Source organism: Brevundimonas sp. Soil_N_31 (assembly GCF_057655995.1).
The window spans coordinates 403,811-425,060 of record NZ_JBDGLE010000001.1 but is presented as its reverse complement, the minus strand read 5'-3'; the positions used below and the strand labels follow the sequence as shown (position 1 = coordinate 425,060).

The 21,250-nt window shown below is 67.2% G+C and carries 21 protein-coding genes; 11 read left to right on the top strand and 10 right to left on the bottom strand.

Translation table 11 applies throughout. The features are described from left to right. Positions 1–107 precede the first annotated feature (107 nt). From fabG to AC3A3G_RS02025, 7 genes are all read left to right on the top strand, one after another. Positions 108–848 (top strand): 3-oxoacyl-[acyl-carrier-protein] reductase, encoded by a 741-nt coding sequence (gene fabG / locus AC3A3G_RS02055; RefSeq protein WP_200166814.1) that lies wholly within the window; start codon positions 108–110, stop codon positions 846–848. A 186-nt stretch (positions 849–1,034) separates the two neighbouring features. Next, positions 1,035–1,274, top strand: coding sequence for an acyl carrier protein (locus AC3A3G_RS02050; protein WP_003165440.1), 240 nt, complete (start codon positions 1,035–1,037; stop codon positions 1,272–1,274). A gap of 120 nt (positions 1,275–1,394) precedes the next feature. Continuing rightward, the gene (fabF, locus tag AC3A3G_RS02045) at positions 1,395–2,675 is read left to right on the top strand and encodes a beta-ketoacyl-ACP synthase II (RefSeq protein ID WP_200215864.1); all 1,281 of its coding nucleotides are present in this window, start codon (positions 1,395–1,397) and stop codon (positions 2,673–2,675) included. A gap of 1 nt (position 2,676) precedes the next feature. Next, positions 2,677–3,873 carry an endolytic transglycosylase MltG gene (mltG, locus tag AC3A3G_RS02040; protein ID WP_487487427.1) on the top strand — a complete coding sequence of 399 codons (1,197 nt, stop codon included), beginning with the start codon at positions 2,677–2,679 and terminating at the stop codon, positions 3,871–3,873. Next, positions 3,870–4,757, top strand: coding sequence for a YicC/YloC family endoribonuclease (locus AC3A3G_RS02035; protein WP_487487426.1), 888 nt, complete (start codon positions 3,870–3,872; stop codon positions 4,755–4,757). Before mltG ends, AC3A3G_RS02035 begins: the two co-directional genes overlap by 4 nt. Then, on the top strand, positions 4,747–5,388 hold the full coding sequence (gmk, locus tag AC3A3G_RS02030; protein ID WP_200166821.1) for a guanylate kinase: 642 nt from the start codon (positions 4,747–4,749) through the stop codon (positions 5,386–5,388). Before AC3A3G_RS02035 ends, gmk begins: the two co-directional genes overlap by 11 nt. A 5-nt stretch (positions 5,389–5,393) precedes the next feature. Beyond that, positions 5,394–5,846, top strand: a complete 453-nt coding sequence (locus AC3A3G_RS02025) for a nucleoside deaminase (RefSeq protein WP_200166823.1) — start codon at positions 5,394–5,396, stop codon at positions 5,844–5,846. On the opposite strand, the gene AC3A3G_RS02020 is transcribed toward AC3A3G_RS02025, so the two are convergent. The 8 genes from AC3A3G_RS02020 to AC3A3G_RS01985 all read right to left on the bottom strand — a co-directional run bounded on the left by AC3A3G_RS02020 (position 5,843) and on the right by AC3A3G_RS01985 (position 16,154). Further along, positions 5,843–6,883, bottom strand: a complete 1,041-nt coding sequence (locus AC3A3G_RS02020; RefSeq protein ID WP_487487425.1) for a L,D-transpeptidase family protein — start codon at positions 6,881–6,883, stop codon at positions 5,843–5,845. The two genes, AC3A3G_RS02025 and AC3A3G_RS02020, sit on opposite strands and share 4 nt — an antisense overlap. Before the next feature lie 36 nt (positions 6,884–6,919). Beyond that, entirely contained in the window at positions 6,920–8,077 is a 1,158-nt protein-coding gene (locus tag AC3A3G_RS02015; protein ID WP_487487424.1) for a pyridoxal phosphate-dependent aminotransferase, read from the bottom strand. Next, entirely contained in the window at positions 8,074–8,886 is an 813-nt protein-coding gene (gene rsmA, locus AC3A3G_RS02010) for a 16S rRNA (adenine(1518)-N(6)/adenine(1519)-N(6))-dimethyltransferase RsmA (RefSeq protein ID WP_487487423.1), read from the bottom strand. Before rsmA ends, AC3A3G_RS02015 begins: the two co-directional genes overlap by 4 nt. Positions 8,887–8,894: 8 nt before the next feature. Beyond that, complete coding sequence (pdxA, locus tag AC3A3G_RS02005) at positions 8,895–9,914, bottom strand: 4-hydroxythreonine-4-phosphate dehydrogenase PdxA (protein WP_487487422.1); 1,020 nt, start codon at positions 9,912–9,914, stop codon at positions 8,895–8,897. Continuing rightward, entirely contained in the window at positions 9,911–11,287 is a 1,377-nt protein-coding gene (locus tag AC3A3G_RS02000; RefSeq protein WP_487487421.1) for a peptidylprolyl isomerase, read from the bottom strand. The genes pdxA and AC3A3G_RS02000 overlap by 4 nt, the downstream gene beginning before the upstream one ends. A gap of 102 nt (positions 11,288–11,389) precedes the next feature. Next, positions 11,390–13,864 carry an LPS-assembly protein LptD gene (locus tag AC3A3G_RS01995; protein WP_412877810.1) on the bottom strand — a complete coding sequence of 825 codons (2,475 nt, stop codon included), beginning with the start codon at positions 13,862–13,864 and terminating at the stop codon, positions 11,390–11,392. A gap of 56 nt (positions 13,865–13,920) precedes the next feature. After that, complete coding sequence (gene lptG / locus AC3A3G_RS01990) at positions 13,921–15,024, bottom strand: LPS export ABC transporter permease LptG (RefSeq protein WP_200166834.1); 1,104 nt, start codon at positions 15,022–15,024, stop codon at positions 13,921–13,923. Then, on the bottom strand, positions 15,021–16,154 hold the full coding sequence (locus AC3A3G_RS01985) for an LptF/LptG family permease (protein WP_487487420.1): 1,134 nt from the start codon (positions 16,152–16,154) through the stop codon (positions 15,021–15,023). The genes lptG and AC3A3G_RS01985 overlap by 4 nt, the downstream gene beginning before the upstream one ends. Positions 16,155–16,311: 157 nt before the next feature. Here AC3A3G_RS01985 and AC3A3G_RS01980 point away from each other — a divergent pair, with 157 nt between their 5' ends. The 4 genes from AC3A3G_RS01980 to AC3A3G_RS01965 are packed head-to-tail and all read left to right on the top strand — an operon-like array spanning position 16,312 to position 18,934. Next, positions 16,312–17,787, top strand: coding sequence for a leucyl aminopeptidase (locus AC3A3G_RS01980; RefSeq protein WP_200166838.1), 1,476 nt, complete (start codon positions 16,312–16,314; stop codon positions 17,785–17,787). A 27-nt stretch (positions 17,788–17,814) separates the two neighbouring features. Beyond that, positions 17,815–18,276 carry a DNA polymerase III subunit chi gene (locus AC3A3G_RS01975; protein WP_125899776.1) on the top strand — a complete coding sequence of 154 codons (462 nt, stop codon included), beginning with the start codon at positions 17,815–17,817 and terminating at the stop codon, positions 18,274–18,276. A gap of 8 nt (positions 18,277–18,284) precedes the next feature. Further along, entirely contained in the window at positions 18,285–18,614 is a 330-nt protein-coding gene (locus tag AC3A3G_RS01970; protein WP_289647657.1) for a hypothetical protein, read from the top strand. Between the two features lie 17 nt (positions 18,615–18,631). Continuing rightward, positions 18,632–18,934, top strand: coding sequence for a hemolysin (locus AC3A3G_RS01965; RefSeq protein WP_125899777.1), 303 nt, complete (start codon positions 18,632–18,634; stop codon positions 18,932–18,934). Between the two features lie 125 nt (positions 18,935–19,059). Here the strand turns inward: AC3A3G_RS01965 and AC3A3G_RS01960 are convergent, their stop codons facing one another. Beyond that, positions 19,060–19,302, bottom strand: a complete 243-nt coding sequence (locus tag AC3A3G_RS01960) for a DUF2164 family protein (RefSeq protein ID WP_003165418.1) — start codon at positions 19,300–19,302, stop codon at positions 19,060–19,062. Beyond that, entirely contained in the window at positions 19,302–21,182 is a 1,881-nt protein-coding gene (locus tag AC3A3G_RS01955) for an ABC-F family ATP-binding cassette domain-containing protein (RefSeq protein ID WP_487487419.1), read from the bottom strand. Before AC3A3G_RS01955 ends, AC3A3G_RS01960 begins: the two co-directional genes overlap by 1 nt. Between the last annotated feature and the right edge of the window lie 68 nt (positions 21,183–21,250).

Below are 21,250 nucleotides of genomic sequence, written 5' to 3'. Positions count from 1 at the left end.
CTGCGGCCTCTCAAGATTGAAGACACGGCAGGGGTCGGCAAGACCCCTCATCCGGCCCTGACGGGCCACCTTCTCCCGCAAGGGGAGAAGGAAGAGGAGAGACAGAGATGTTCAACCTTACCGGCAAGACCGCCCTCGTGACCGGCGCCACCGGCGGCATCGGCGGAGCCATCGCTCGCGCCCTGCACGCGCAAGGGGCGACCGTCGTCCTGTCCGGCACGCGCGAAGCCGTGCTGGCCGATCTGGCCAAGGAGCTGGGCGAGCGCGCCCACTTCGCCACGGCGAACCTTTCGGATCCGGAGTCGGTCGATAATCTGGTGAACGCGGCCGAGACGGCGGCGGGCGCTCCGCTGGACATCCTGGTCGCCAACGCGGGCATCACCAAGGACGGCCTGCTGATGCGGATGAAGGACGAGGACTTCCAGTCCGTCATCCAGATCAACCTCGAAAGCTATTTCCGCCTGACCCGCGCGGCGGTGAAGGGGATGATGAAGCGCCGTTCGGGCCGCATCATCGGCGTCACCTCGGTGGTCGGCGTCACCGGCAACCCCGGCCAGACCAACTATTCCGCCTCCAAGGCCGGGATGATCGGCTTCTCCAAGTCTCTGGCTCAGGAAGTCGGTTCGCGCGGGATCACGGTCAACTGCATCGCGCCGGGCTTCATCGCCTCGCCGATGACCGACGTGCTGAACGACCAGCAGCGCGAGGCCATCCTGTCTAAGATTCCGGCCGGGCGCCTGGGCGCGGGCGACGAGATCGCCTCGGCCGCCGTCTATCTGTCGTCGGATGAAGCGGCCTACGTCACGGGCCAGACGCTGCACGTCAACGGCGGCATGGCGATGATCTGAACCCGTTGCGCGGCGTCATCACGACGCGCAACAGACTATTTCCACGCCGTCACCCTGTGCTAAAGGGCACGAACGTCTTTCGGGGGTGAGTCTCATTGAGGCTTGATCCCGGCAGGCAGCCGTGACACGGCGAAACAACCCACGACCCGCCATCACGGCGATTTCAAACAGGCAAGAGAGACACTCATGTCCGACACCCTCGAACGCGTCCGCAAGATCGTGATCGACCACCTGGACGCCGATCCGGACAAGGTCACCGAGAAGGCTTCCTTCATCGACGACCTGGGCGCTGACTCGCTCGACAACGTCGAACTGGTCATGGCCTTCGAAGAAGAATTCGACGTCGAAATCCCGGATGACGCCGCTGAGCACATCCAGACCGTCGGCGACGCGGTGAAGTTCATCGACGAGAAGCTGGCCGCCTGATCCGGCTGCGATCCGTCGCACTTAACCAAGCTGATGGCCGCCGTGACGGGACCCTAGCGGGACCGTCCGGCGGCCATTAGTGTTTCTGGCTACGATTCTGACCAAGAAGGAGCGCGAACCATGCGCCGCGTCGTCATCACGGGCCTTGGCCTGGTCACTCCGCTCGGTTCGGGCGTCGAGCACGTCTGGCAGGGCATTCTGGACGGCCGGTCGGGCATTCGTCCGATCACCGCTTTTGACACCGAAGGCTATGGCTGCACCATCGCGGGCGAAGTCCCCAGCGTCGACGGACGCGGCGGCGGCGAGGCCGGGCAACCGGGCGTCTTCGATCCCGATCAGGTGATGTCGGCCAAGGACCGCAAGCGCGTCGACGATTTCATCCTGTACGCCATCGCGGCGGCGGACGAGGCGCTGGCTGACGCGAACTGGAAGCCGGAATCGGAAGACGACAAGGAAGCCACCGGCGTCATGGTCGGTTCCGGCATCGGCGGCCTGGGCCCCATCGCCGACACGGCCATCGTGCTGAAGGAACAGGGTGTTCGTCGCGTCAGCCCCTTCTTCATCCCCTCGGCCCTGATCAACCTGGCGTCGGGCCAGATCTCGATCCGCCACGGCCTGAAGGGCCCGAACCACTCGGTCGTCACCGCCTGCGCCACGGGCGCCCACGCCATCGGCGACGCGGCCCGGATGATCGCCCTGGGGGACGCCGACGTCATGGTGGCGGGCGGCGCCGAAAGCTCGGTCGTGCCGATCGGCATCGCGGGCTTCCTGGCCTGCAAGGCGCTTTGCACCGCCTATAACGACACGCCGGAGAAGGCCTCGCGTCCCTATGACCGCGGCCATGCGGGCTTCGTCATGGGCGAGGGCGCGGGCGTCATGGTTCTGGAAGAATACGAACACGCCAAGGCGCGCGGGGCCAAGATCTACGCCGAGGTCGTCGGCTACGGCATGAGCGGCGACGCCTATCACATCACCGCACCATCCGAAGACGGCGACGGCGGTCTGCGGGCCATGAAGGCGGCGCTGAAGCGCGCCGGGATGCAGCCGTCGGACCTCGACTACGTCAACACCCACGGCACCTCGACCATGGCCGACTGGATCGAGCTGAAGGCGGTCGAACGCCTGGTCGGCGATCACGCCAAGGATCTGGCCGTGTCGTCCACCAAGTCGATGACGGGCCACCTGCTGGGCGCCGCCGGGGCGATCGAGAGCATCTTCTCGGTCCTGGCCATCCGCGACCAGATGGCGCCGCCGACCATCAACCTGGACGACCCGGAGATGGAGACGCCGATCGACCTGATCCCGCACAAGGGCAAGGCCAAGAAGATCGACGTGGCGATGTCCAACAGCTTCGGCTTCGGCGGCACCAATGCGGCCGTGATCTTCAAGAAGGTCGACTGACTTGGCCAAGGCTCCGCCCCCCCGCACCCCCAAGGTTCGCATTCCCAAGTCGCGCGTTCCGAAAAAGGGCGGCGGGGGCGGGGCGGGGCGTTCCGGCCTCGGCGTCGGCCTGATCACAGCCGCCGGGACGCTGGGCCTGTTTCTGGTCGCGGCGCTGGTGGCGTTCTGGGCCATCTACTGGGGACCGGGGCCGAAGGCGGCGGAAGGGGAGGCGACCATCGTCACCCTGCCGTCCGGGGCGGGCGTTCCGGCTATCGCAGCCAATCTGAAATCGGCGGGGGTGATCCGCTCGACTGACCTGTTCCGGGCGGCGATCAGTCTGACGGGCGCCGACCGCAAGATCCGCGCGGGCGAATATGAGGTGCCGTCGGGCGCCTCTCTGGCGACGGTGGTGAGCCTGCTGGTCGACGGCAAGGCGGTGCGCCACTACGTGACCCTGCCCGAGGGCTGGTCCAGCGCCCAGGCGGTCGACATCCTGATGAAGCAGCCGGTCCTGACCGGCGAGGTCGAGGTTCCGCCCGAGGGCAGCCTGTGGCCCGAAACCTATGAGGTCACGCGCGGCGAGACCCGCGCCGCCGTCGTCGCCCGCATGCAGCGCGCCGCCAAAACCAAGCTGGAGACGCTGTGGGCCGCCCGCTCGCCCGCAACGGTGGTCACGACGCCGGAAGAGGCGGTCATCCTGGCCTCCATCGTCGAGAAGGAGACGGGCATCGCCTCCGAACGGCCCGAGGTGGCGGCCGTCTTCACCAACCGCCTGCGTCTGGGAATGCGGCTGGAGAGCGATCCGACCATCGTCTACGGCGTGACCAAGGGGCGGCCGCTGGGACGCGGCATCCTGTTGTCCGAGCTGCGCAATCCGACGCCGTGGAACACCTATCTGATCGACGGCCTGCCGCCGACGCCCATCGCCAATCCGGGCGAGGAGGCGCTGAAGGCCGTGCTGAACCCGCCGCGCTCGGAATACGTCTTCTTCGTCGCCGACGGTACGGGCGGCCACGTCTTCGCCCGCACCTATCAGGAGCACCTGCTGAACGTGGCCCGCTGGCGCGAGATCGAGCGCCGCAAGGCCGGTCTGGCGGCGGGCGAAACCGCGCCTGAAACCTCGCCTGCCCCGATGACGGATGAGGCCGTTGGCCCGGCCATCGCCATCCCGCCGGGCGCCAAGGTCATTCGCGTGCCGACGGAGGCCGGACGATGAACAAGTTGATTTCAGGCATGACCGGCTTCGGCCGGGCCGACGGGGCGCTGGACGGCTGGACCTGGACGGTCGAGGCGCGCTCGGTCAACGGGCGGACGCTGGAGATGCGCTATCGCGGCCCGCATGGCTTCGACAATCTGGAGCGGCTGGCCAAGGCGGCGGCTCAGGCGCGGCTGAACCGGGGGCAGGTGACGCTGGGCCTGCAGGCCAAGCGCGCCGAGGGAGCCGAGTCCGCGCCGCGCGTCAATGAGGCTGTGCTGGCGACCTATCTGCGGCTGGCGAACCAGTTGGCGGAGGAGGGGGCGACTCCGCCCTCGGCCGACGGCCTGCTGGCCCTGCGCGGCGTCATTGAAGTGGCGGAAGAGGATGAAGACGCCGAGGCCCGCGCCGCTCTGGAAACGGCCATGGCTGCCACGGTCGAACAGGCGCTGGATGCGCTGAAGGCCTCGCGTCAGCGCGAGGGCGAGCAACTGACGCCGGTGATCCACGACTTTGTCGGGACCATCGAGGCTCTGGTCGCCCGCGCCGAGCTTGAGGCGTCGGCGCAGGTCGAGGCCATCCGCGAACGCTTCACCCGCCGCATCAGCGAACTGGCGCCCGATGCGCCCGGCCTGGACGAGCGCGTCTTCCTTGAGGCCGCCGCCCTGGCGACCAAGGCCGATGTGCGCGAGGAGCTGGACCGGCTGACGGCCCACGTCGCCTCGGCCCGCGCACTGTTGCAGCAACCCCCCGCTGGTCGAAAACTCGACTTCCTGATGCAGGAATTCATGCGCGAGGCGAACACCCTCTGCTCGAAATCCGCTACGACCGCGCTCACCGGAATCGGCCTGGAGTTGAAGGCCGTCATCGAGCAGCTTCGAGAACAAGTTCAGAATGTCGAATAACCGCACCCCCCGCCGTGGCGTCCTGCTGATCGTGGCCAGTCCGTCGGGGGCCGGAAAGACCTCGCTGTGCCGCCGCCTGATGGCCGACCACAAGGGGCTGGAGCTGTCGGTCTCCATGACCACCCGCGACATCCGTCCGGGCGAGGTGGACGGCCGCGACTACAACTTCGTCAGCAAGGAGCAATTCCAGCGCCTGGTCGATGCCGACGCCTTTCTGGAATGGGCCGATGTGCACGGCAACCGCTACGGCAGCCCGGCCGCTCCGGTCGAACGCGCCCTGGCCGAAGGGCGTGACGTCCTGTTCGATATCGACTGGCAGGGCGCCCGCGACGTGGCCGCCAAATGCCCCGGCGACGCCGTGCGGGTCTTCATCCTGCCGCCCAGCCTTGAGGAGCTTCGCCGCCGTCTGGTGACGCGCTCTCAGGACGCCGAGGACGTGATCGAGCGCCGCGTCGCCAACGCCAAGGGCGAGATCGAGCACTGCGACGACTTCGACTATGTGCTGGTCAACGAGGACTTCGACCGGTCCTACGCCGAACTGGCCCACATCTATCACGCCGAGCGCAGCCGCCGTCACCGCAACCTGTGGGTCGACGGCTACAAGAGCGCGCTGCTGAAGGAAGTGGTCTGACGCCCGTGACCGAGGCCGAACACCGCCGCTGGCTGGGCCAGGCCGTCGATCTGGCGCTGGAGAATGTCAGGGCGGGCGGTCGGCCGTTCGGGGCGGTGCTGGTCAAGGATGGTGTCCTGATCGCCAGCGGCGTCAACCGGATGCTGGCGACCAACGATCCCAGCTCTCACGCTGAGATGGAGGCCCTGCGTCAGGCGGGGCCGGTGCTGGGCGGCGTCGATCTGTCGGGCGCGGTCCTCTACGCCAGCGGCCACCCTTGCCCCATGTGTCTGGCGGCGGCCGTGATGACGCGGGTCAGCGCCGTCTATTACGCCTTCAGCAATGCGGACGCCGAGCCCTACGGCTTCTCCAGCGCGGCGACCTATCAGGCGTTGGGCGTGACGCTGGACCCGCCGCCGTTGCCGCTGACGCAATTGGACGCGCCCCGTCGGACGGCGGCTGATCTTTACGGCGGCTAGCGGAAGGTCACGCGCACGCCCGGCTTGACCTTGGACGCCAACTGCTCGGCGTCCCAGTTGGTCAGGCGGACGCAGCCGCTGGAGAAGGTCTTGCCGACCTTGGACGGGTCCGGCGTGCCGTGGATGCCGTAGGTGTCGCGCGATAGGTCGATCCATACCGAGCCGACCGGATTGTTCGGTCCCGGCGGCACGATGACTTTGCGGTCGCCCCGATCATAGCTGACCCGATCGGGGTCGTAGGTGTAGTTGGGCTCGGGCGCGACGCCGACGACGGTCAGATCGCCCGAGGGCGCCGGACGCGCCGAACTGCCGATGGTGGCCGGATAGAAGGCCAGCAGCCTGTCCGCCGCGTCATAGACCCGCACCGACCGCTCGGCCTTGTCGACGACGATATGGGCCACGTCACCCGTCAGCTCGGTCTGGGCCACGGCGGCGACGACGATGCTCTGACCCGCCTTGCCGAAGTCGATGCCGGGGTTGAGCGCCTGCAGCAGGCCCTCGGTCATGTGGAATTTCTCGGCCAGCATCTCCAGCGGCGTGGCGTAGCCGACGGTCTGGAGCTTGGCCATGTCGGCCAGATCGGCCGGAACCTGGCCGATGAAGGGACCGGCCAGGTCAGCGGCGGTGATCGTATAGTCGGTCAGGACGCGGCCGTCGTCGCCGGCGGTCAGGCGGCGGAAGACCTCGGCGTCCAGCACCCCGTCCTGGGGCAGGCCGGCCGCCTTTTCGAAGGCGGCGATCGCCTGGCGGGTGTTGTCGCCGCCCAGGCCGTCGATCACGCCGGGCGAGAAATTGGCGCGGTCCAGCAAGATCTGGGCGCGCGCCGTCGCCGCGTCGGGCCGCGCGGGTTGACCCTCGACGGGGGTGACGACGGTCTCGAATACGGCCGCCTCGACCGCCTGTCGGGTCAGGGGCGCGGCGGCGCCTTGAGCGGCCGGGGGCTGTTCGGGCCTCGGCGTCTCGGCAGGCGATCCGCAGGCCGTGAGGACGGCCGCGACGAAGGGCAGGGCAGAGACGGCGAGGCGCGATTTCGACATGAAAGCTCCGAAGGTTCCGGGGCTTGTCGAACGCTTCTAGGCTGTCCGCTGTTCCTGCGCTTCCTCGGTGCGGGCGGCGAAGAAGGGCTTCATGCGGGCCAGGGCGTCCTCGATCTCGGGCGTCGAGACGGCGAAGCTGAAGCGGATGAAGCGGTGGCCGTTGACCGGATCGAAGTCGACGCCCGGCGCCGTGGCCACGCCCGTCTCGCGCACCAGCTTCTCGCAGAAGGCCATGCTGTCGTTGGTCAGGTGGCCGATGTCCGCATAGATGTAGAAGGCGCCGTCCGGCGGGGCGATCGAGCGCAGGCCCATGGCGGGCAGGGCCTTCAGCATCAGCTCGCGGTTGGCGCGATAGACGTCGATGTTGGCTTCCAGCTCTTCTTCGCAATCCATGGCGGCCAGGCCGGCGAACTGGCTGAGCGTCGGCGGCGTCAGGAACATGTTGCCCATACGCGCGCGGGCCTGCTGGACCTCTTCTTCCGGCAGGATCAGCCAGCCCAGGCGCCAGCCCGCCATGCTCCAGTATTTGGAGAAGCTGTTCACGATCATGGCCTTGTCGTCGAACTGCAGCATGCAGGGCGTGTCGTGGCCGTAGGTGATGCCGTGATAGATCTCGTCCGAGATGATGCTGATGTTGCGCTCGCGGCAGACCTCGACGATGGCCTTCAGTTCATCCTCGGCGATGACGGTGCCGGTCGGGTTGGCGGGGCTGGCGATGATGACGCCCTGAGGCGCGGGGTCCAGTTCGCGCAGGGCCTTGGCCGTCAACTGGAAGCGCACGTCGGGGCCGCAGTCGATCTCCTGCGGGACGATGTGCAGGGCCTTCATCGTGTTGCGATAGGCGACATAGCCGGGGCGGGCGATAGCTACGCGGTCGCCGGGGGCGAATCGCATGTTCAGCGCCACCACCAGGGCGGGCGAGGCGCCCGCTGTCATGATGACGCGCTCGGGATCGATGACGACGCCGTAGCGGTCCTTGTACAGCTTGGCCACGCGGGCGCGCAGGTTGGGGCTTTCCCAATAGCCGCCGGCCTCGGCGTCGACCACGCGGTGCGCCTCGGCGATGGCGCGGCTGGGGGCGCCGGTCGAGGGCTGGCCGAACTCCATATGGATGACTGACTGACCTTCAGCCTTCATCTCATGGGCGATGCGGCTGATGGCGATGGCGCGGAAGGGTTCGATTTCTACTGTCATGTCAAAGCGTCGGCCAATCTGAGGAAGCCCGCCACGTCGATGGTCTCGGCGCGGGCGTCGGGTTCGATTCCAGCGGCTTCGCACAGGGCGGCGCCGCCAAGTTGTTTCAGGCTGGAGCGCAGCATCTTGCGACGCTGGCCGAATGCGGCCGCCGTGACCCTTTCCAGCCGCTTCAGGCGGTCGGGGGCGGGGCGCTCGGTGAAGGGTATCAGATGCACCACGGCTGAGGCCACCTTGGGCGGCGGGGTGAAGGCGGCGGCGGGCAGGTGCATGACGATGCGCGCCTCGGCCACGGCCTGACTGATGACGGCCAGACGGCCATAGGCGTCCTCGCCCGGCTGGGCCACCACGCGCTCGGCGACTTCCTTCTGGAACATCAGGGTCAGGGCGCACGGCGTCCACGGCCCCGTCAGCCACTTGATCAGCAGCGGCGTGCCGACGTTGTAGGGCAGGTTGGAGACCAGATGCGCCGGTCCCTCGACCAGTTCGGCTTCCTTCACCTTCAGGGCGTCGGCCTCGACGATGGTCAGGCGGCCCGAACCGTCGTCCAGTTCGGACAGCAGGGGGATGAAGCGCGGATCCTTCTCGACCAGCACCACCTTGCCCGCATCGCTTTCCAGCAGGGCACGAGTCAGGCCGCCGGGGCCGGGACCGACCTCGATGACGGCGCGGCCGTCGAAGGGCCCGGCGTAGCGGACGATCTTCCGCGTGACGTTGAGGTCCAGCAGGAAGTGCTGGCCGAAGCTCTTTTTGGCCGACAGGCCGTGGGCGTCGAGCGTTTCACGCAGGGAGGGCAGATGATCGGTCACGAGGCCTGTTAGCGCGCCGCGCGGGCGGACGCCATCTCGGAAGCCAGGCGGACGGCGGCGATGAAGCTGTCGGCGCGGGCGACGCCCTTGCCGGCGATGTCAAAGCCGGTGCCGTGATCGGGAGAGGTGCGGACGATGGGCAGGCCCAGGGTGGCGTTGACTCCGCCCCAGAAGTCCAGCGTCTTCACCGGGATCAGCGCCTGATCGTGATAGAGGCAGACCACGGCGTCATACCGCGCGCGCGCCTCTTCGTGGAACAGGGTGTCGGCGGGCAGGGGATCGGTGATGTTCAGCCCTTCGGCGCGCAGGGCCTCGGCGGCGGGACGCAGCACCGTCACCTCCTGCAGGCCGATGGCGCCGCCTTCGCCCGCGTGCGGGTTCAGGGCGGCCAGGGCCAGGCGCGGGGCGCTGATGCCGAAATCGCGCTTCATCGATTCGTGGACGACGCGGGCGACGCGGGCGACGCGCTCGCCTGTCACCAGTTCGGGCAGCTGGTCGATCGGCACATGGATGGTGACGAGGCAGGCGCGCAGGTTCTGCGCCGTCAGCATCATCACCGGGCCGCGCGTGCCGCTGAACGGGACGTCGGCGGTCAGTTCGGCGATGAACTCGGTATGGCCCGGAAAACGGAAGCCGGATGCATACATCGGCGCTTTGGCGATCGGGGCGGTCACAAGGCCGCAGCCTTCACCCGACAACACCAGATCGACGCCACGCTCGATCCAATCCGCCACGGCGACGGCGTTGGCGGGCTCAGGCTGGCCCGCCGTCACGGGCGCGGGCGCCGGATGGTGCAGGACAGGGATGGCGCGGCCGAAGACACCGGCCGCATCGGCAGGGCTGATGACGGCTTCCACCGGCTGGCCCTGCGCCTTCAGAACATCGGCGTCGCCGACCACGACGAAGGGCACGACCGGCGGCAAGGGGCCGGGCGCGGAGCCCAGCACCGACCAGGCGCGGGCGATGATTTCCGGCCCCACCCCGGCGGGGTCGCCCATCGTGACGATGAGCGGCCGGATCATCGTCATTGCTTGATTTCGATCAGGGCGTCTTCGCGCAGATCACGCAGATAACGCCGGCCCAGCATGGCGTAGTTCTGATTCTGCAGACGCGCCTCGACCTGTTGCGACGAAGGGGCTTCCGGACCACCCAGGCGACGGTCGCAGACGGCCAGCAGGTGGACGCCCAGCGGGGTGCGGACGGGCGTGCTGATCGAGCCGAGTTCGGCAGAGCGGGCGACCTGTTGGAACTGCGGCGCCAGGTCATCGACGTCGCTTTCGCCCAGGTCCGCGCCCAGCAGGCCGGTTTCCGAACGGGCGCGCTCTAGAATGTTGTCGCAGGTCAGTTGGCCGCGCAGGGCTTCCAGGCGCTGGGTGGCGGCGGCTACCCGGGCGTCGTCAGCATTTTCCGGCACTTCGACCATGATCTGCTTCATCTTGACCATACTGGTCGAAGCGCCCGAACGCTTGTCGCGCATGTACAGGATGTAGACGCCGCCATCGACCGGGATGGGGTTCGACAGTTGGCCGACTTCCAGCGTGTCCATGACGGTTTGAAGCGCAGGCTGAACCGTGCCTTGAACCACCCAACCGGCGTCGCCGCCACGCGCGGCGGAAGGAGCCGCCGAGAATTGACGGGCAACGGCCATGAAGGGCGCGCCCTGGATCATCTGCTGCACCAGTTGGCGCGCGCCGTTCACGGCTTCCTGCATGCCGCCGACGCGAGCAGCCTCGATATAAATCTCACCAACCAGATATTGGGGCTTGGTGGCGGATTCCGTCAGCTGACGCATGGCCTGATCGACCTGGCTCTTGCTGACCCGCGCGCGGTCGCGGAAACGGCCGCCGACCAGATCGCGCCAGCCGACCTCGGTGCGAATCTGTTCGCGGAAGGCCGGAATGGCGATGCCGCCTTGCTGAAGGAAGGAGACGAAGGCGTCGGGGCTGGCGCCGGTCTGGCGCGCCATGTCCGCGATTTCGCGGTCGACTTCTTCGTCAGTGATCTTCAGTTGATCGAATTTGGCGATTTCCTGGGCCTGCAGATGCTGCTCGATCAGATCGTTGAGCGCCTGCTGCTGGATGGCGGCGATGTTCTCTTCGGTCGGCTGCATCTGCGACATGGCCATGACGACCAGCATCCGCTGACGCAGGTCGAAGCCGGTGATGATGCGGTCATTGACCGTGGCGATGATGCCATCGGCCATGCGGAACTGAGGCGCGGCGGTCGCGCGCTGGGGCGCTTCTTCCGCCGCTGGGTTCAGGGCGCCTGCGGCCGGTTGCGCCTGGGCGCCTTGCTGTTGAGGCGCGGGTGTCGAGGTCGCCTGAGCCCATGAAGGCTCCACGGCTGCAACGACCATCAGGGCGGCCAGTGCGGCTCCCGTAGAGTAACGCTTCAAACGCATCGTCAGTCCTGATTCCCTAAAGCGGTCCCAACCCGATGTGCGACGCCGTCAGCGCCGCCACGCCAGGGCGCACGTCCCCGTAAGCCGCAATGCACGCCATGCCTACCGCATATTGTTGCGATCATAGCCTGAACCTCCAAAAGTGGCGAGGTTAAGACGAATATAGACGCCCTCGGTGGGGCCGGTGGGGCGCACCCGAGTGTTGTCGCGACGCCAGCCCAGTTCGATTCGGAAGCAGTCGTCATCGAACAGAAGTCCGACTTCCGAACGAGTGATGATGTCTCGCTCCAGATCGGCGATGCCGGTCACCGCCACGCCCCAGTTGCCATAAACGAACTGGTGTCCCGAGAGCTGAACAAACTCGTAGTTGCGGTTCTCCGGACCGTTCAGCGGGTTGGAGTTGTCCACGATATAGCTCAGACTGGCCAGGTTGCGACGACCCCAGCGGCCATCGACCGTCGCCTCGGCGCGACGAATCTCTCCGTTGCCGTCGATCGTGGCGTGGAACCAGCCGCGCATGCGATCCGAGGGATTGAACGTGCCTTGCACCACCCAGTCCGACGTCCGTCCGGCCAGGCCAGAGGGGTCGTAGAGACGCGTCGGATCGTCAGGAATGGGCGTCAGATATTCGTCCTGGTCATCGGCGCGCATGCTGCGGCCGATGAAGAAGCTGGCTGAACGCACATCGTCCCAGCGCAAGGTCGCGCGGGCGCCCGCCGTAAAGCGCAGACCGCCTTCCAGCAGATCGTAACCAGGGAAGCGGTCCATGCGGAAAAGGGACAGGTGATCCAGTTCCGTGATCTGACTGTCCTCGTTCGGAATGCGCGGATCCAGGTCGGCCTTGTTGGAGATCGACATCTGGGCCATCGGCTCCAGAATCAGGTCCGACGAGGCGCTGAGACGACGGTACAGGGGATAGCTGATATCGACACCGGCGCTCGCCCGGGCGCGAGTGTAGGTCTCGGTTCCCACGCCCATGGCGGGCGGCAGGTCACTCACTGAGTAGAAGTCGGTACGCAGGTCGACGAAGGGCTCCCAACGCACGCCGATGGGGGAAATCATCGTCCGGCGCCATTCCGCCTGGCCGGTGACGCGACGGCTGTCGACGCCGGGCAGGCCGTCGGTGGGGCCGCCGGGAATCAACTCGGGCGCCAGGGTCGGGAAGCCGACATAGGCATCGCGAGTCAACGCCACGGCTGAGCCGCGCAGGCGCAGACGGCCGCCGAAGACGGGGCCGTCCGGTTCCCACCGGGCCTCGATCAGAGGCGCCACCAGCGGCAGAGTGTTGTCGTCCTCGAACACCAGATAGCCGTCGGCGTCACGGAAATCCGTGTCGGCATAGGACGGATCAAGCCGCAAGCTCTGCATGGAGAAGGCGGCGACCGACAGATAGGATCGTTCGGTCTGACGCTCTGCGTAGATCTGGCTGATCAGACGTCGGCTGTCGCCATAGTAAAGGCCGTTGTCCTGATAGGCGTTGCGCACGTCGTAACGGTCGAACAGCGTCTTGTCCGACACGCGCTCGGCCGTGAAGCCCCAGCGCCAGGGGCCTGCGGGATCGAACGCGCCGTGGGCCAGCAGATAGCTGCGGCTGGTCTTGTCGCCGAAGCGGACGTTGCTCTCGGCGTCGCCGTCGCCATCCAGATCAAAGTCGCCGAAGCTGCGGCCATAGGTATAGCCGCCGCGGGCCACGATCATGCCGTCGGCGAATCGCTTGCGCCATTGCAGGTTCAGCAGCGGCGCGACTTTGGTGTTGAATTGCGGGCTGAACAGCACGTCCTCGGATGGGGAAATGACGTGCAGATAGGGAATCTCCAGCGAGACCCCCCGACCTGCCTGGTAATCGCCCCAGGGGACCAGGAAGCCCGAGGCGCGATCAACGGTCGGGTCCGGGTGAGAGAAGGCCGGCAGGTAGAAGATCGGCACCCCGCCCACGCGGAACACCACGTCGCGATACAGGATCGCGCGCAGTTCTTCGTTCTGGACCGCCTTGGAGGCCTGGATGGAGACGCTGGGCGTCTTGCCGCCATCCGCCGCGCAGACGGGACAGGGCGTGAAGATAACCCGGTTTAACTCGCTGACGGTTTCAGAGCGCCGTACGGCGGTCGCCGCCATCAGGCTGGAGCCGTCGGCGAGGCGGGTCGCCAGATCGACGGCCACGCCGGCCTTGAGGTCGGAATCAAGCTCGATGCGCTCGGCGTGCACGACCGATCCGTCAGGCGCGGTCAGTTCGGCGTCGCCGGACGCCGTGGCGATACGGCTTTTCAGGTCGTAGGTGACGTCCTGGGCGCGCAGGCTGTGATCCTGAAAGCGCGCCAGCACGCGATCCTCGGCTGACCCCTGGGCGGAGACGACTTCGCCTTCACGCTGGGTTGCATCCGCGTCGACATAGACGGCTTCAGGCGTCAGGCCGTCGGCGTTGCGTGTCTGCGAAGGCGTCGCCGACGTCTGCGACGGGGCCTGAGCTTGCTGGGCTAAAACCGGGCTTGCGGCCAAGGGCGCGCCTATGACCAACGCCGCCCCGGTCAGCAACCGAAGGCGCAGGGCTCCCATGCGGGGGAGGCGGCGGTTGATCATGCACTATCCACTCTGTTGCCGGCTACTGTCATGCGAGGGCGGGCGAAACCGCTCGATTAGCCGTCTTCGGTATAGAACAGCAAGGTGAAGGCGGCGAGGGCCGTCAATACAGGCGGCAGCCAGGCGGCGATGATAGGCGGCACCACCTCAGCCGACCCCATGGCCGACGAGAACTGGTTCAGGAAGAAGAAGGCGAAGCCCAGCACCACGGCCGCGACCGTCATGCGCGCCAGATCGCCCAGGCGCATCAGTCGCAAGGAAAAAGCGGCGGCCAGGATCGACATGGCGCCGAACACCAGCGGCGTGGCCAGAAGTTGCTGCAGCCGCAGCCGATAGGCGGTGGAGGCGAACCCGGCGTCCTCGATCCGGCGAATCTGGTTGGGCAGGGACCAGAACGGCGTGGATTGCGGTCGGGCGAATCGCTGGAAGGCTTCCTTGTCGGCCAGGTTGGAGGGCAGATCCAGGGTGGCGTAGCGCACGGCCCGCTGTCCGGTCTGGGCGCCCCTGGCGTCGGTCAGGCGCCAGCGTCCGGCGTTCAGGGCGGCGGTGGCGGCGTCGATCCTTTCCGTGAAGACGCGCCGTCCCCCGGACGTCGTGGTGTAGATGAAGAAGGTCGGGTCCAGCAGACGGCCGGTGGCCTGTTCCTGGCGGCCGCCGCGAATGATCATCTGCCGGTTCTCGTCTCCTTCGCGAAGCCAGACCGACTCAGCGGTTTCTCCTCCGGGGACGGAACCGGAGATCCGACCGCGTTCGCGCTGCCAGATGCCGTCTCCGGCTGCGGCCATCGGGCCCAGAACCGTCACTGTGAGCGCGCCCATCAGCACGGCTGCGCCTGCCGCCGGAAGCACGAAGCGCCAGGCCGAGACGCCCGCCGCCCGCATGGCGATCAACTCGCTGCGCCGGTTCAGGCTGACGAAGGCGCCCAATGTCCCGAACAGGAAGACGAAGGGCAGAAGCTGGATGACGACGGATGGGGATTTGACCAGCACCAGGCCGAGGATCCGCGCGCTGGACAACTCGCCGGAAGAGTTCAGCCCGCGCGACACCTCGACGAAGTCGATCAACATGACCAGGGCGGCGATGACGGCCAGGGCCACGCCCAGCGACTTCATCTGCTGGATCAGCACATAGCGTTCGATGCGCCCGAGACGAAGCTTCATGCGGTCCTCGCCTTCACGCGGGCCAGCGGCGACAAGGCGCGGCGACGGCGCGGTTTGAGCGCGCGGAACAGGATGCGCAGGGCCAGGGCCGTGGCGGCCAAGGGCACGACGTATTGCAGGATGTTCAGCGCGCCGTTCCAGGCGCTGGCCGCGACCAGGCCGTAGCCGATAACGCGCAGGATCAAGAAGGCGCCCGCCGCCTTGGCGATTCGCCCTGTGTAGCCGGTCCGGCTGAAGGCGCCGCCCAGGATGGCCGCCAGCGCAAAGGCCATGGCCGCCAGGGCGTAGAGGGGCGAGGCCAGGCGCGAATGCCCCTCGGCCGCCAGTTCGCCGCGCGTTCCGGCGGTCTCAAGCAGGGCGGGGGTGGGGTCGAACAGGTCCGTCAGCCACAGGTCCGACGGCTTGAAGCGGATTCTTTCGTTTGTCTGGGCGTAGGGCGACAGGTCGAACACCTGCTGGTCGAACGACAGCTGGTTCAGCACCTCGCGCGAGGAATAGCGCTGCATCGACCCGTTCTGCATGGTCAGCACCGGCAGGCCGTCGACGCGGCCGAAGCGGGCGGTCTCGGCGTCCCAGGTCGTGACCGTCTTGCCGTTATCGAGATAGACGAAAAGATTCTTCATCAGGCCGTTCTGCTCGATCTGCTGGACGTAGACGGTCAGGCCGTCAGGGCCCTGGACGAAGCGGCCTTCCTCGACCAGCAGGGCGGCCAGGTCGGTGCGGATGGCGAAGGCCTGGCGGCGGCCCTCGCGTTGGGCCCAGGGCTGGACGAAGACGTTCACCAGCAGGGCGACGACCGTGACGATCAGGGCGATCTGCAGGGCGGGCCGGATCAGGGCCCAGCGGCTGACCCCGGCGGCGTAGGCGGCGGTCAGCTCCTGCTCACGCTGCAGCCGCGTCAGGGCGATCAGGGCGCCGACGAACAGGCCGATGGGCAGGATGACCGCGATCAGCTGCGGCAGGGCCAGCAGGGTCAATTTGACCATGACCCAGACGCTTTGGCCGCGCTCGACGATGACCTCCAATTGGTCAAGGCTCTGACTCAGCAGGCCTATCCCGGCCAGCGCCGCGACCGCCGCCACGATGGGCAGGCCGATCTGGCGGAAAAGATACCTCTGAATCAGGGTCATGCGGCGGGTAAGGTCGTATAATCGGCTGCGAACGTGTTGCAGCCCAGGGCGATGCGAGCCATGTAATACACATCCGGCCGCCCCGACGAAACCGTCGCCGCGACCATGGCAAATTCAAGCGTCACCGGGGCATGATTTCTCGGTCTGGAGTTAGTTTATGAAAATCGAATTCGTCGCTTCGTCGGGCGCAGCCGAAATTCTCGCCGTGCTGGCGCACGAAGGACGAGCCCTTGCGGGCGCCGGTTCGGCGCTGGATCAGGCCGCATCGGGCGCCCTGGCCAAGGCGATGAAGAACAGCCGCTTCACCGGCGCGGCGAACAGCACCCTGAACGTCGCGGCTCCGGCCGGGATCGACGCGAACGCCGTCCTGCTGGTCGGCGCGGGCGCGGCGGACAAGCTGGACGATCTGGCGGTCGAAACCGCCGCCGCCACCGCCTATCAGGCGACCAAGCTGTCGGGCGCCGAAGTCCTGACCATCGAGGCGTCGCACCTGTCGCCGGAACTGGCCGCCCGCGCCGGTTTCGCCGTGCGCCTGGCCGCCTATCGCTTCGCCAAATACCTGACCAAGCAGAAGGCCGACAAGATCCCGTCGGTGACGACCGTGCGCGTCGTGACCTCGGACGTGAAGGCCGCCGAGGCCGCCTTCCAACCGCTGTCGGCCGTGGCTGACGCCGTTCTGTTCTCGCGCGATCTGGTGTCGGAGCCCGCCAACATCCTGTACCCGGCCGAGTTCGCGCGCCGCGTGAAGGAGCTGGAGGCCCTCGGCGCCAAGGTCGAGATCCTGGGCGAGGCCGAGATGAAGAAGCTGGGCATGGGCTCGCTGCTCGGCGTCGGGCAGGGCTCGGTGCGTGAAAGCCAGCTGGCCGTCATCCAGTGGAACGGCGGCAAGGCGGGCGAGGCCCCCATCGCCTTCGTCGGCAAGGGCGTCTGCTTCGACACCGGCGGCATCAGCCTGAAGCCCGCCGACGGCATGGAAGAGATGAAGTGGGACATGGGCGGCGCCGCCGCCGTGGCCGGCCTCATGCACGCCCTGGTCGGCCGCAAGGCCAAGGTGAACGTCGTCGGCGTCCTGGGCCTGGTCGAGAACATGCCGGACGGAAACGCCCAGCGTCCGGGCGACGTCGTCACCTCCATGTCGGGTCAGACCATCGAGGTGCTGAACACCGACGCCGAGGGCCGCCTCGTGCTGGCCGACGCCCTCTGGTACACGCAGGACCGCTTCAAGCCGAAGTTCATGATCGACCTGGCCACCCTGACGGGCGCCATCATCATCTCGCTGGGCCTGGAATATGCGGGCGTCTTCACCAACAGCGACGAACTGGCCGCCAACATCGCCGACGCCGGCCCGAAGGTGGGCGAGAAGTCCTGGCGCCTGCCGATCCCGGCCGAATACGAGCGTCACATCGACAGCCCGATCGCCGATGTGAAGAACATGGGCAACGGCCGCGCCGGCGGCTCGATCACCGCCGCCCTGTTCCTGCAACGCTTCACCAACGGCACGCCGTGGGCGCACATCGACATCGCCTCGACCGCCTGGGTGAAGGACTCCAAGAACCCGACCGTACCGGACGGCGCCGTGGGCTATGGCGTGCGTCTGCTCGACCGCATGGTCGCCGACCACTACGAAGGCTGAAACACGTCCTTGAAAGGGTAGGGCCGGGTGTCTGACGCCAAGCCGGAAATCTGGTTCTACCACCTGGAGCGCTCGACGCTGGACCAGGTGCTGCCGACCCTGCTGGAGCGCACGCTTCAGCGGGGCTGGCGCGCCTTGATCCGGGGCGCGACCTCGCACCGGCTCGACGACATCGACGAGCTGTTGTGGACTTACCGCGACGACAGCTTCCTGCCTCACGGACGGGCCGATGGCGACCACGCCGCGCGCCAGCCTGTGCTTCTGTCCGAATCGGGCGAGAATCTGAATGGCGCTCAGGCGCTGTTCATCGTCGATGATTCAGAGCTTGGGGCCACGCAGGAGTTCGCACGTTGCTTCATCATCTTCGACGGTCGGGACGAGCAGGCGCTGCACCATGCGCGCGGGCGCTGGCGGACGCTGAAGGCGGACGGCGCCGACCTGGCCTACTGGAAACAATCGGACGAGGGCCGCTGGGAAAAGGCGGCCTGATCCTGGGCGTGGGCCTGGTCGCCCTGTCGGCCTGCGCTTCGCCGCCCGCCCGGCCCGCCGGCCAGCCGACCGCGCCCGTCCGGACGCCGGTCTCCTCGACCGAGCGGCCCTATCTTTCCGAACCGGGCGTTCGCACCATCGACGGCGATATGTGCAAGGCCGGCGAGCTTCAGTGGCTGGTCGGGAAACCGCGCAGCCAGATTCCCGTTCCGGTGGATGTGGTGAACCGTCGCGTCGCTTGCACGACCTGTCCCGTAACCGAAGACTATTCGCCTTACCGCTTGAATATTTTATATAATCAGCAGACGGGCCTGGTCGAGCAGGTTCGCTGCGGCTGATCGAAAAGGACGCCGCCATGAAGACGATTCTGACCCTGAGCGCCGCTGTGAGTTTCCTCGCCCTGGCCGCCTGCGCCCCGACCCAGGGCGGCGGCGCGACGCCGACGCCGGGCGGCGAGGCGACCCCCGTCGCCTGCAAGGCCAGCGACTATCAGGAGTATGTGGGCCGCAATCGCTCGACCATTCCGACCGCGCCGGAAGGCCGCATCTTCCGCGTTCTGTGCAGCAGCTGCGCGGCGACCATGGACTATCGCGAGAACCGCGTGACCTTCACCTACGACGACAAGACCAACGTCGTGACGCGCGTCAGCTGCGGCTGAGTTCAACCAATATCCGCTCATCCCGGCGGAGGCCGGGATCCAGTGCTTTGGCTGCAAACGCGGCGGATGAAGTTCTCACTGGGCCCCGGCGTCCGCCGGGGTGAGCGGAAAGCAGGGGCTGGGGCTTATCGCTCCAGGCCGTAGAGGGCGTCGGCGACGTCCTCTACCTTCTGGCGCACCACGGTCTCCGCGTCGCGCAGGCCGCGGTTGTAGAACAGGCGGCCGATGTCGCGGCCGATGAACTCCACCAGCATCTCGGCGGGCAACTGGCCGACCTCCACCTCCATCTCGTCGCGCAGGTAGGCGCGCAGACGGGCGGACGCCTCCTGCATCTCGTCCTTGGTCAGCAGGGGCGGGGTCTTGCTCATCAGGACACCTCGGCCAGGGCTTCTTCGGCGGCGATCCAGTCGATCTCGGCCTGATCCAGATCGGCCTGGGCCTTGGCGCGGGCGCGGGTCAGGCCTTCCAGCTTCTTCGGATCATTGACGGCGGCGTTGGCCAGATCGTCATCCAGACGCGCCAGATCGGCGGTAAGTTGGGCCATCTTCTCTTCCGCCTTCTTCACCGCATGGCGCAGGGTCGAGGGCGAGGGGCCCTTCTTCTTCTCAGCCTTGGGCGTGGGCGCGGGAGCCTCGGCCACAGCTTCCTCATGCTTGACCTGGCTGGGCTTCATCCCCGCCTGCTTGGCGCGGTCCAGGACGAACTTCTGATAGTCGTCCATGTCGCCGTCGAACGGCTTCACCGACCCGTCGGCGGCCAGCCACAGGCGGTCGGCCACCAGCTCCATCAGCGAGCGGTCGTGGGTGATCAGGATGACCGCGCCCGTATATTCGTTCAGCGCGTCCAGCAGGGCGCGGCGGCTGTCGATGTCCAGGTGGTTGGTCGGTTCGTCCAGGATCAGGATGTGCGGCGCATCCATCGCCACCAGATTCAGTAGCAGGCGCGCCCGCTCGCCGCCCGACAGGGACGCCACGGTGGTCTCCTGCTTCTCGAACGGCAGGCCGAACTGGGCCAGGCGGCTGCGACGGCTGCTTTCCGAGGCATCCGGCATGGCGCGGCGTATGATCTCCAGCGGCGTATCGGTCGGGTCCATCGCCTCGATCTGGTGCTGGTGGAACCAGCCCACGCGCATCTTGCCGTCGCGATGGAACTCGCCCGTCTCGACCGTCAGGGCCTTGGCGATCAGCTTGGCGAAGGTCGACTTGCCCGCCCCGTTGACGCCCAGCAGACCGATGCGGTCGTCCAGATCCATCCGCAGGTTCAGGTTCTTCAGGATCGGCTTGCCCGGTTCATAGCCGACGTTGGCCTTCTCCAGCCGGATCAGCGGCGGGGGCAGGGGGCGTTCGGGCGAAGGCAGGGTGAAGGGGGCGACGCGCTCTTCGGGCGGCAGTTCGATGCGCTGCATCTTCTCCAGCCGCTTGACGCGCGACTGGGCCTGCGTCGCCTTCGACGCCTTGGCCTTGAAGCGGTCGATGAACTTCTGCAGGTGGGCGCGCTCGGCGTCTTGCTTGGCCTGGGTCGACGCCATCAGGCGCAGTTTTTCGGCCCGCGTCTTTTCGAAGGTGTCGTAGTTGCCGGTGTAGAGGTCCAGCTTGCGGTTCGACAGTTGCAGGATGTGGGTGCAGACGCCGTTCAGCAGTTCGCGGTCGTGGCTGATGATCAGGGCCGTGTGCGGATAGCGTTTGAGCCGCTGCTCCAGCCACAGGGCGCCTTCCAGATCGAGGTAGTTGGTCGGTTCGTCCAGCAGCAGCATGTCCGGCTCGGCGAACAGGGCGGCGGCCAGGGCGACGCGCATCCGCCAGCCGCCCGAGAACTCGGCCATCGGGCGCAGGATGTCGTCGTGACTGAAACCCAGACCCGCCAGGACTTCGGACGCACGCGCAGGGGCGCTGTCGGCGTCGATCTCGATCAGGCGGCCCCAGATCTCGCCCATTTCCTCCGGCTCGGCGGTTTCCAGTCGGGTCAGCAGGTCGTGGCGCTCGACGTCGGCTTCCAGAATGGTGTCCAGAACGCTGACGGGCGTGGCCGGGTGTTCCTGATCGACCGAGCCGATGCGGGCTGTCTTGGGCAGGGAGATTTCGTCGCCGTTGGCGGCCAGTTCGCCCAGGATCAGCTTGAACAGGGTCGACTTGCCGATGCCGTTGCGGCCGACCAGGCCGACCTTGGCGCCCGGCGGCAGGCTGACGGAGGCGTCGTCCAGGAACTCGCGGCCCCAGGCGTTGTAGGTCAGGTTTTTGATCTGCAGCATGGGAACCGGAAAGAAAAAGGCTTACGCGCGGGGATATTGGAAAGATGTGCGGCGCTCGCTATAAGCCG